A 9,567-nucleotide genomic window follows, 5' to 3' on the forward strand; every position below is an offset into this window, starting at 1 on the left:
GCGCGGCGACTGCCGTGCAGTCATTCTGCACAAGGGAGCCGCAACGCCGTGCGCATGCAAAAGCGGCCGAGCCCCGGCATTCAATCGCTTGCGGGGTTGGTACCTCAGGTTCCCCGATCCTGCGTTGCGCCGCTTGTGGGTAGAACCACTACCCGCTGCACGGCGCGCCTTGTCTCGGAAAACCTGGGGTACCAACGCGAGTGTGTACATTCATCAGCGTTTCCCAAGGTCTTTGCCGCGGGGCCTCGGGCTGTGGAACAATGCAATCAGTGAAGAAAGCGTCTGGTTGATGCAAGTGATTGATTGTGAGGGGTATAGAGCCAACGTAGGCATCATCCTGTGCAATCGGGAGCGCCAGCTGTTCTGGGGCAAACGCGTGGGCCAGGACGCCTGGCAGTTTCCCCAGGGCGGTATCCGCGCGGAAGAGACGCCGGAGCAGGCGATGTACCGCGAGTTGCGCGAGGAGACGGGCCTGCTGCCCGAGCATGTCGATGTGCTCGGCAATACCCAGCACTGGCTGCGCTACCGCCTGCCGGAGCGCATGGTGCGACGTCACCGTCGTCCGGTCTGCATCGGCCAGAAACAGCGCTGGTTCCTGTTACGGATGATGGGCAACGAGAGCGACGTGATCCTGGATGCGATGGGTACCCCCGAATTCGACGACTGGCGCTGGATCGATTACTGGCGCCCGGCACGCGAGGTCGTGCATTTCAAGCGCCAGGTCTATCGCCGTGCGCTGTGCGAGCTGGTGCCGCTGATGTTCCCGGAACTGGAAGCCCGGCGCCCGCGCAATGCCCACGGACGTGACGCCAGCGATCAGGCCCCGTCACAGGTCTCCCCGGTGTCGCCACGTTGACGAACCCGAATCCCCCCTCGATGCTGGAGGTCCTGCGCCGCGTGGTGCAGGAGGTGAATGGCGCTGCCGATTTCTTCGAAGCGCTGCATATCATTGTGACCCGCGTGAAGGCCGCGCTGGATATCGACGTCTGCTCGATCTACCTGAAGTCGCCGCAGTCGGGCCGCCTGGTGCTGATGGCATCGGAGGGTCTGCGCGAGGAATCCATCGGACATGTCGAGATGGACCCCTCCGAGGGCCTGGTGGGCCTGGTCGCCTCGCGCGCCGAGCCGGTCAACCTGGACAGTGCCCAGGATCACCCGCGCTTTCGCTATTTCCCGGAGACCGGCGAGGAGCACTTCCTGGCCTTTCTCGGGGTGCCGATCATCCACCAGCGCAGCCTGCTGGGGGTGTTGGTCGTGCAGCAGCACCAGGCGCGCAAGTTCGATGACGAGCACGTCTCCTTTCTGATTACCCTGGCCGCGCAGTTGGCCGGTGCGATTGCCTACGCGGAATTCAACGACGAGATCTCCTCCGAGACCCCGCTGATTGGGCACGTCAATGTCGAGGCGACCGGGATCGCCGGGTCTCCCGGGGTTGCGATTGGCCGGGCCGTGGTCGCCTATCGGCTGGCGGATCTCGACTCCATCCCGGACCGCGAGGGGGTCGGGGTCGACGAGGAACTCGAACGCCTTGCCAAGGCGGTGGCCGAGACGCGCACCGAAATCGAGGATCTCAAGCAGCGCATGGGCGAGGCCCTTGGCGCGGACGAGCAGGTGCTGTTCGACGCCTATCTGATGCTGCTGGGCTCGGACTCGCTGGTGCAAAAGACGGAGGCGCGCATTCGCAACGGCCAGTGGGCCCCCGCCGCCCTGCGTGACACCGTGCGTGAGAGCGTTCGCGTGTTTAACGACATGGAGGACCCGTACCTGCGCGAGCGCGCGTCCGATGTGCGAGACCTGGGTCGGCGGGTGCTGTCGCACCTGTTGCCGGCCGAGCGCAGCCAGGAGGAATTCCCGGATGGCGGCATCCTGGTGGGTGATGACCTGACCGCATCCCACCTGGCCGAGGTGCCGATCGAGCGGCTGGGAGCGATGGTCTCGGCCAAGGGCACGGGCTCCTCGCACATCGCGATCCTGGCGCGGGCGCTCAACATCCCGGCGGTGATGGGGGTTTCTGAGCTGCCGGTGGGCCGACTGGAGAACCGCGAGATCCTGGTCGACGGCTATCGTGGCCGGTTGTTCGTGAACCCCAATGCGGAGTTGCGCACCGAGTTTGAGCGTCTGGTGCGCGAGGAACGCGAGCTGGCCGAGGACCTGCGGGCCCTGGCCAAGGACCCGGCGGCCACCCGTGACGGTGTGGCGGTCCCGGTGCTGGCGAACTCCGGGTTGCTGGCCGATATCAAGCCGTCGCTGGAGTCCGGGGCCGAAGGCGTGGGGCTTTATCGCACCGAGGTCCCGTTCATGATTCGCGACCGCTTCCCCGGGGAGGAGGAGCAGGTCCAGCTCTACGAACAGGTGCTGGCATCATTCGATCCGATGCCGGTCACGCTGCGCACGCTGGATATCGGCGGCGACAAGGCGCTGCCGTATTTTCCGGTCAAGGAGGACAATCCGTTCCTGGGGTGGCGTGGCATCCGTATCTCGCTGGACCACCCGGAGATCTTCCTGACCCAACTGCGCGCGATGCTCAAGGCGAGCTGTGCGCACGACAACCTGCAGATCCTGTTCCCGATGATCTCGGCGCTGGACGAGCTGAAGGGGGCGATGACCCTGCTCAACCGCGCCCGCGAGGAGTTGCTGGACGAGGGGTTCATGATCCCGATGCCCAAGGTCGGGGTGATGGTCGAGGTCCCGGCCGCGGTCTATCTGTCGGAGACGCTGGCGCGGCGCGTGGACTTCCTGTCGGTGGGGACCAATGACCTTGTGCAGTACCTGCTGGCGGTGGATCGCAACAACGCGCGAGTGGCCAGCCTCTATGACACCCTGCACCCGGCCTGCATCAGCGCGCTGGAAACCATCACCGACGGGGCCCACCGGGCGGGCAAGCCGGTTAGTGTCTGTGGCGAGATGGCGGCCGATCCGGCCGCGGTGATCCTGCTGCTGGGCATGGGAATCGACAGCCTCAGCGTTAGTGTTTCCGCAATCCCACGGGTGAAATGGGTGATCCGCAGCTTCTCCACGGATCGCGCCGAGGCGCTGCTGGCCCAGTGCCGCATGCTGGAGAACGCGGAGCAGATCCGCTCGCTGCTGAACAATGCCCTGGTGCAGGCCGGGCTCGGCGGGCTGGTGCGCGCGGGGAAGAACTGATTCGGTTGCGTCAGGCGGCCTCGCGCCGGCGTTTCCACCAGCCGATCAGTGCGGCCAGCACAAAGATCGCCAGGACGACCCCGATTGCGATCAATGCATCCTCGATGGAGCGGTTGATCACCAGCACCACCACTCCGACCAGGATCGGCACCGGGAATTCGTTGAACCAGCGAAACCAGGTGTGTTCGCGACGGTTCAGATCATCCCGGAAGTCGCGCACGATCCAGCCGCACCAGATGTGGTAAATCACCAGCAGCGCCACCAGCGTCAGCTTGAAGTGCATCCAGGGCTCGTTCAGATACCCCGGGATCAGGGCCAGCATGGCCCCGCCAAACGCGATGGTCAGCACCCCGCCGGGGGTCATGATCCCGTAGAACAGCTTGCGCTCCATGATCTTGAAGCGCTCGTGACCCAGGGCGTCGTCGGTCATCGCGTGATAGACGAACAGCCGCGGCAGATAGAACAGCCCGGCGAACCAGGTGACCATGAAGATCACATGCAGGCTGACCAGCCAGTTGTAGGCTTCCATGCTTCAGGTCTCCCAGGGTGCCGGTGGTGGTTGGCTCAGGACAGCCAGCGTTGCAGGTGGCGTTCGATCTGTTCGAAGTCCGGGTCGCCCAGTTTCTGGTAGACGATGCGGCCGCCGGGCGAGATCACGAAGGTGGTCGGGGTCAGGCGCACGCCTCCGAAGGCCTGCGACATGCCGTCCTCAGCGTCGTGGATCACCTTGTACGGCATCTCGCGGTCCTCGCGCATCGACTCCACCCGGTTGATCGGGTCATAGGAGACGGCGACCGCCAGCAGCTCGAAGCCCTTCTCGGCATAGGTCTCGTGCAGGTGAATCAGCTTCGGGATCTCGCGCACGCAGGATGGGCAGTTGGTGGCCCAGAAGGAGATCATCACCGGGCGCCCCTCGTAATCCGACAGCGAGACCTCCTCGCCATCGAGGGTGGTGGCGGTAAAGTCGGGCGCCGGGCGCATGCCGTCATCGGTCAGCCAGATCGCCAGGGCAACCCCGATCAGGGCCAGGATGAAGATGCCGCCAATGATGGCCTTGCGGTCGATACGAAAGCTGCTCATGGATACAGAGGTTCCCGTTGGGTTCGAATGATTCGCCGGTTTCGACTGGCCTGAGTGGGCCTTCGTTCCGTGCCATGTGGTAACCCGGTATCATGCCGCAGCATGACAGCAACAACCAATAGCAAACCTATCCGCATCGGGGTTGTCGGTGCGACCGGGTACACCGGCGTGGAGTTGCTGCGCCTGCTGGCCCGGCACCCTTCGGCGGAACTGGCGGTGGTGACCTCGCGCGGCGAGGCGGGGACGGCGGTCGCCGATTTGTTCCCCAGTCTGCGCGGGGCGGTGGACGCGGTCTTTCGCGAGCCGGATCCGGATGTGCTGGGCGAGTGCGATGTGGTGTTCTTTGCCACGCCGCATGGTGTGGCGCATGCGATGGCCGGTGCGTTGCTGGAGCGCGGGGTACGGGTCATCGATCTCTCGGCCGACTTTCGTATACGCGACCCGGAGCTGTGGGCGCGGTGGTATGGGCAGGCGCACGGGGCCCCGGAATACCTGGGCGAGGCCGTTTACGGCCTGCCGGAGATTCACCGTGACCGGATCCGGCCGGCGCGGCTGATTGCCGTCCCCGGCTGCTACCCGACGGCCGTGACGCTCGGTGTCCTGCCGCTGCTGGAACAGGGTCTGATCGACCCGGCCGACGTGATTGCGGACGCCAAGAGCGGGGTCAGCGGTGCGGGGCGCAAGGCGCAGATCGGCGGTCTGTTCGCCGAGGTGCAAGAGAACTTCCGCGCCTACGCGGCCGGCGGTCACCGGCACTGGCCGGAGATTCATCAGACCCTGAGTGGTGTGGCCGGCGGCGAGGTCGGGCTGATCTTCCAGCCGCACCTGGTGCCGATGACGCGCGGCATCCATGCAACCCTCTATCTGCGGCCGCGACAGTCCGAGACCGACTGGCAGGCCTGCTTCGAGCAACGCTACGCCGATGAGCCGTTCGTCGACGTCCTGCCGCCGGGATCGCATCCCGAAACGGCCAGCGTGCGGGGCACCAACCGCTGCCGGATCGCGGTGGCACGGCCGCCGCACTCGGATCGACTGGTGGTGCTGTCGGTGATCGACAACCTGGTCAAGGGGGCGGCCGGGCAGGCCGTACAGAACATGAACCTCATGTTCGATTGCCCGGAGGACGAGGGGTTGCGCGAGTTGGCGGTCTTCCCGTAGCTCGGTTGCCTTATGTCCAAGCTCCCGACGCCGGTGCCGCGACGCCGCCCCCGGATCCCGCCACCACGGCCGGTGCGACAGCGTCGGCGGCGCTGGGGGTTGGGCGTGTTGTTACTGGCGCCTTTTCTGCTGGTGGCCGGGATTGGCGGTTGGTTGTGGACGCACTGGCCGGACGAGGGCGTGATTGACCCCCAGGTACGCATTGATGCCCTGACGGACGAACTGCAGCGCGAGGTCGAGGCGCGTCAGCAGGCAGAGGCCGAGCAGCAGCGTGCGCTGCGGCGGCTGTCGCTGCTGGAGACCGAGGTCGATGCCTATCGCGACGATGTCGAGCGTCAGGAGACCGAGCTCGCACGGTTGCGCGATGAAGTGGCGTTCTACGAGCGACTGGCGGAAAACAATGATGACTCGAGTCTGGGCTTGCGCGACCTGGCGTTGCAGGAGACAGGCCAGTCCGGGGTCTGGGACGTCGTGTTTCAGATCTACCGACCGGGCCTGAACCGGTCGCTGGATGTGCGTTGGTCGGTAGAGATTACCGGGCGTTTCGAGGGGGACGATGAAGATACAACCCTCGATCACGATGACCTGGGCGTGGAGCAGGAACGTACAATCGAGGGTTTCCGGTTGCTGCGAAACGCGCGCGTACGCGTTGTATTGCCGGAGGATTTCACCCCGGAAGCTGTAGCCGTTAGGGTGGAGCCCGATGAAGACGATGGCCCCGACGCAGTCATGAAGCGCGGAGAGTGGGGCCGCATGGCGGGAGAAGGGGCATGATCGGACGCAAGAAGGGGCGCGGCAGCAAGCGGACGCGCCGGGTCGACACCATGATTGGGGAGAACGCCGTGGTGCGCGGCGAGCTGGAGTTTAGCGGGGGCTTGTATGTCGAGGGGCGCGTGGTCGGCAGCATTCGTGCGCTGAGTGATCCCTCCGCCGTTCTGATGGTCGCTCCCCAGGGGGTCGTCGAGGGGCAGGTGATGGTGCCGCACCTGGTCGTGAACGGCGAAGTGCGCGGCGACATGCATATGAGCGAGTACGTCGAACTCGGTGCGACCGCGCGGCTGCACGGGCATCTGTACTACAAGAGTCTGCAGATCACCGAGGGTGCGAGTATCGACGGCCAGCTCGAGCGAATGGAAGAGCCGCTGCAGGGCGAACTCGAGGAGCTGCCCGTGGAGCAGGGTGAGCCGCAGACTGCGGTCTCCTGACGGTGGCCGGTGCGACCCGCGTTTCGCCAAAGGTGGCCCAGCATCATTCGTGGGGTATTCTTGACGCTGACGGTCAGTATTCCGTAGCGTGAATGAAAATGATTCTTACAGGAGGCACCCAATGTCCGAAGCCATGACGTCCAATACCGAGGCAGACATGGACATGGAGATCCCGAGCCCGCTGATCTTCAGTGACGCCGCCGCGAACAAGGTGAAGGGGCTGATCGAGGAGGAGAACAACGACAACCTCAAGCTGAGGGTGTTCGTCAGTGGTGGTGGTTGCTCCGGCTTCCAGTACGGTTTTACCTTTGACGAGACGGTGGGCGACGGCGATACCGTGGTCGAGAACGGAGGGGTGACCCTGCTGATCGATCCGATGAGCTTTCAGTATCTCGCGGGTGCCGAGATCGACTACACCGAGGGTCTGGAAGGCGCGCAGTTCGTGATTCGCAATCCGAACGCCACGACCACCTGCGGTTGCGGGTCCAGCTTCTCGGTCTGACGTCCAGGGCTGTTATCGCATTGTCAGGGCCCGGCCGTTTCGGTCGGGCCTTTTTTGTGCGTATTTCTATGTGGATTCCGGTGCGCGTCCGGGGATCCGGCAGCCGAGGATGCGTGGTCCACGGGCACCCGTGACTTCCGGCAGGTTGCCGGCCTCGTGTTGCAGATGGCGATACGCCAGCCAGGCAAAGGCGGCCCCCTCCACCTGCTGAGGCGGGATTCCGTGGTGTTCGGAGGTCTCGACCGTGCTGCCGGCCAGCTGGCTTTGCAGTCGTTCCATCAGGTAGCCATTGTGGGCGCCGCCGCCGCAGACGATGACGCGATCGGGTGCGGTTGTGCGCAGGGATTCGAGCGTCAGCCGCACCCCCTCCACCGTAAGTTCGACCAGGGTGGCCTGAACGTCCTCGGTGTTCAGGCGGTCGAGCCGTTCGCCGCCAACCTGGCGGAGCCAGTGGGGCGAGAAATGCTCGGGCCCCGTGCTCTTTGGGGCAGGGCGCTGAAAGTACGGGTCCGCGAGGAGCTGTTCCAGTAGTGGCCGGTCGATGTGTCCCGTGCGCGCCCAGGCGCCGTCGGCATCATAAGGCTGACCCAGGTGCCGTCGGGTCCACCCGTCCATCAGGGTGTTGGCGGGTCCACTGTCGCATCCGCGTACCGGCTGGCCCGGCTCCAGCCAGGTCAGATTGGCGATCCCTCCGAGGTTCAGGATCGCGCGTGTCTCGGAGGGGTGGCCCAGCCAGGCGGCATGGAACGCGCAGGCCAGCGGAGCCCCCTCGCCGCCCGCCGCGAGGTCGCGTTGGCGAAAGTGCGCGATCACGTCGATGCCCGTGGCTTCGGCGATCCGGAATGGGTCGCCAATCTGCCAGGTGAATGCGGGGTCGGCGCCGGGTGCATGGTGGACCGTTTGTCCGTGCGAACCGATGGCCAGGATGTCCTGGGCCTTCAGGCCGGTGGATCCCAGTAGTTGCTGGACCGCGCGGGACAGGAACAGCCCGACCCGGGCGTCCAGTGTGCCCAGGTGCTCGAAGCGCAGTGCTTCGGCGGTCGCGGCGGCAGCGAGGTCCTCCTCCAGTGCATCCGGGTATGGCAGGTGGCAATGACCCGCGGTACGCAGCGAGCCGTCTCCTTCAATCTCGACCAGGACGGCGTCCACGCCGTCTCGGCTGGTGCCGGACATCAATCCAATCAACCGCTGAGTCATTCGCGTGCGTCCCTTGTCGGTGGCGTAGCCATCTCGCTTCGTTGCGGGGCGCAAGGTATCCTTGCGCCCTTTGCGCGCGCCCTCCGGGCGCTCGTTATTCACGAACGCACGCATTCTAGAGCGGAACGGTATCGGTCGCAGGCCCGGCTTCCCGGTGCCCGGTTCGCCAAAGGCGAGAGAGATGATGGAACTGGACGATCAGCTGGAGGTGTTTCGCCGCGGGGCGGACGAGATCCTGCTGGAAGAGGATTTGCGCGAACGCCTGAAAGAGGGGCGGCCGTTGCGGATCAAGGCGGGTTTTGATCCCACGGCCCCCGATCTGCATCTCGGGCACACGGTGCTCATCAACAAGCTGCGGCAGCTGCAGGACCTTGGGCACCACATCATTTTCCTGATTGGCGACTTCACCGGACGGATCGGCGATCCGTCGGGCAAGAATGCCACTCGTCCGCCGCTCTCCTCCGAGGATATCGAACGCAACGCCGCGACCTATCGGGATCAGGTCTTTCGTATCCTGGATCCGGAGCGCACCGAGGTGGCCTTCAACTCGGCCTGGATGGAGTCGCTGGGCGCGGCGGGCATGGTGCAGCTGGCCTCCCGCCACACAGTGGCTCGGATGCTCGAGCGCGATGATTTTCACAAGCGCTACCGCGATCATCAGCCGATTGCCATCCACGAGTTTCTGTACCCCCTGATCCAGGGCTATGACTCGGTCGCGCTCAAGGCCGACGTTGAGCTTGGCGGGACCGATCAGAAGTTCAACCTCCTGGTCGGGCGCGAGCTGCAGAAGCAGGAGGGCATGCCACCCCAGGTCATCCTGACCATGCCCATCCTTGAGGGTCTGGATGGCGTGCAGAAGATGAGCAAGTCGCTGGGTAACTACATCGCGGTGCAGGATGCCCCGGACGACATGTTCGGCAAGCTGATGTCGATCTCCGACGAGCTCATGTGGCGTTACTACGAATTGCTCAGTCTGCGCCCCATGGACGAGGTGCGCGCCGCACGCCGCGCCGCCGAGGCGGGTGAGCGCAACCCGCGCGACATCAAGTTCGAGCTCGGCCGCGAGCTGGTGGACCGGTTCCACGGGCCGGGCAAGGGCGAGCAGGCCCAGGCCGCCTTCGTGGCGAGATTCCAGAAGCACGCACTGCCCGATGAGCTCCCCGAGGTCACCGTTGTTGTCCCCGCCGAAGGACTGTTGCTGCCGAATGCCCTCAAATCCGCCGGTCTGGTGGCATCGACATCTGAAGGTCGCAGCATGATTCGCCAGGGCGCCGTGCGCCT

Annotated in this window: 10 protein-coding genes (1 of these 10 running past the window's edge); 7 read left to right on the forward strand and 3 right to left on the reverse strand. The window is 65.1% G+C overall.

Annotation, left to right across the window (positions count from 1 at the left end):
• Positions 1-289: 289 nt before the first annotated feature.
• A complete protein-coding gene (locus tag F467_RS0104235; protein ID WP_018137838.1) occupies positions 290-856 on the forward strand; it encodes an RNA pyrophosphohydrolase in 567 nt (188 codons plus the stop codon).
• A gap of 20 nt (positions 857-876) precedes the next feature.
• Entirely contained in the window at positions 877-3,144 is a 2,268-nt protein-coding gene (gene ptsP / locus F467_RS0104240) for a phosphoenolpyruvate--protein phosphotransferase (RefSeq protein WP_018137837.1), read from the forward strand.
• A 10-nt stretch (positions 3,145-3,154) separates the two neighbouring features.
• Here ptsP and F467_RS0104245 read toward each other — a convergent pair whose 3' ends face one another.
• Complete coding sequence (locus F467_RS0104245) at positions 3,155-3,673, reverse strand: CopD family protein (protein WP_018137836.1); 519 nt, start codon at positions 3,671-3,673, stop codon at positions 3,155-3,157.
• Between the two features lie 35 nt (positions 3,674-3,708).
• Positions 3,709-4,224 (reverse strand): peroxiredoxin, encoded by a 516-nt coding sequence (locus F467_RS0104250; RefSeq protein WP_018137835.1) that lies wholly within the window; start codon positions 4,222-4,224, stop codon positions 3,709-3,711.
• Positions 4,225-4,326: 102 nt separating this feature from the next.
• Between F467_RS0104250 and argC the strand changes: the two genes are divergently transcribed.
• From argC to erpA, 4 genes are all read left to right on the forward strand, one after another.
• The gene (gene argC, locus F467_RS0104255) at positions 4,327-5,382 is read left to right on the forward strand and encodes an N-acetyl-gamma-glutamyl-phosphate reductase (protein WP_038049480.1); all 1,056 of its coding nucleotides are present in this window, start codon (positions 4,327-4,329) and stop codon (positions 5,380-5,382) included.
• 105 nt (positions 5,383-5,487) lie between these two features.
• Positions 5,488-6,156, forward strand: a complete 669-nt coding sequence (locus F467_RS0104260) for a DUF6776 family protein (RefSeq protein ID WP_018137833.1) — start codon at positions 5,488-5,490, stop codon at positions 6,154-6,156.
• Positions 6,153-6,587 (forward strand): polymer-forming cytoskeletal protein, encoded by a 435-nt coding sequence (locus F467_RS0104265; RefSeq protein ID WP_018137832.1) that lies wholly within the window; start codon positions 6,153-6,155, stop codon positions 6,585-6,587. The genes F467_RS0104260 and F467_RS0104265 overlap by 4 nt, the downstream gene beginning before the upstream one ends.
• Positions 6,588-6,708: 121 nt before the next feature.
• The gene (gene erpA, locus F467_RS0104270; RefSeq protein WP_018137831.1) at positions 6,709-7,089 is read left to right on the forward strand and encodes an iron-sulfur cluster insertion protein ErpA; all 381 of its coding nucleotides are present in this window, start codon (positions 6,709-6,711) and stop codon (positions 7,087-7,089) included.
• A 66-nt stretch (positions 7,090-7,155) separates the two neighbouring features.
• Here the strand turns inward: erpA and F467_RS0104275 are convergent, their stop codons facing one another.
• Positions 7,156-8,286: an anhydro-N-acetylmuramic acid kinase gene (locus F467_RS0104275; RefSeq protein ID WP_026182174.1), complete on the reverse strand. Its 1,131-nt coding sequence runs from the start codon at positions 8,284-8,286 to the stop codon at positions 7,156-7,158.
• 181 nt (positions 8,287-8,467) lie between these two features.
• Between F467_RS0104275 and tyrS the strand changes: the two genes are divergently transcribed.
• A protein-coding gene (gene tyrS, locus F467_RS0104280) for a tyrosine--tRNA ligase (protein WP_018137829.1) crosses the window boundary here: on the forward strand, positions 8,468-9,567 show its 5' portion. It continues 109 nt past the right edge of the window; only the first 1,100 of its 1,209 coding nucleotides appear in the window; it begins with the start codon at positions 8,468-8,470; the stop codon falls past the right edge of the window.

The organism is Thioalkalivibrio sp. ALJ12 (genome assembly GCF_000378305.1).
Lineage (GTDB): Bacteria > Pseudomonadota > Gammaproteobacteria > Ectothiorhodospirales > Ectothiorhodospiraceae > Thioalkalivibrio.

What these genes read in the sequence shown, in the direction of transcription:
- F467_RS0104275 (WP_026182174.1), bottom strand. Translation starts at nt 8,286, where the DNA reads ATGACTCAGCGGTTGATTGGATTGATGTCCGGCACCAGCCGAGACGGC.
- F467_RS0104265 (WP_018137832.1), top strand. Translation starts at nt 6,153, where the DNA reads ATGATCGGACGCAAGAAGGGGCGCGGCAGCAAGCGGACGCGCCGGGTC.
- F467_RS0104250 (WP_018137835.1), bottom strand. Translation starts at nt 4,224, where the DNA reads ATGAGCAGCTTTCGTATCGACCGCAAGGCCATCATTGGCGGCATCTTC.
- argC (WP_038049480.1), top strand. Translation starts at nt 4,327, where the DNA reads ATGACAGCAACAACCAATAGCAAACCTATCCGCATCGGGGTTGTCGGT.
- F467_RS0104245 (WP_018137836.1), bottom strand. Translation starts at nt 3,673, where the DNA reads ATGGAAGCCTACAACTGGCTGGTCAGCCTGCATGTGATCTTCATGGTC.
- erpA (WP_018137831.1), top strand. Translation starts at nt 6,709, where the DNA reads ATGTCCGAAGCCATGACGTCCAATACCGAGGCAGACATGGACATGGAG.
- F467_RS0104235 (WP_018137838.1), top strand. Translation starts at nt 290, where the DNA reads ATGCAAGTGATTGATTGTGAGGGGTATAGAGCCAACGTAGGCATCATC.
- ptsP (WP_018137837.1), top strand. Translation starts at nt 877, where the DNA reads ATGCTGGAGGTCCTGCGCCGCGTGGTGCAGGAGGTGAATGGCGCTGCC.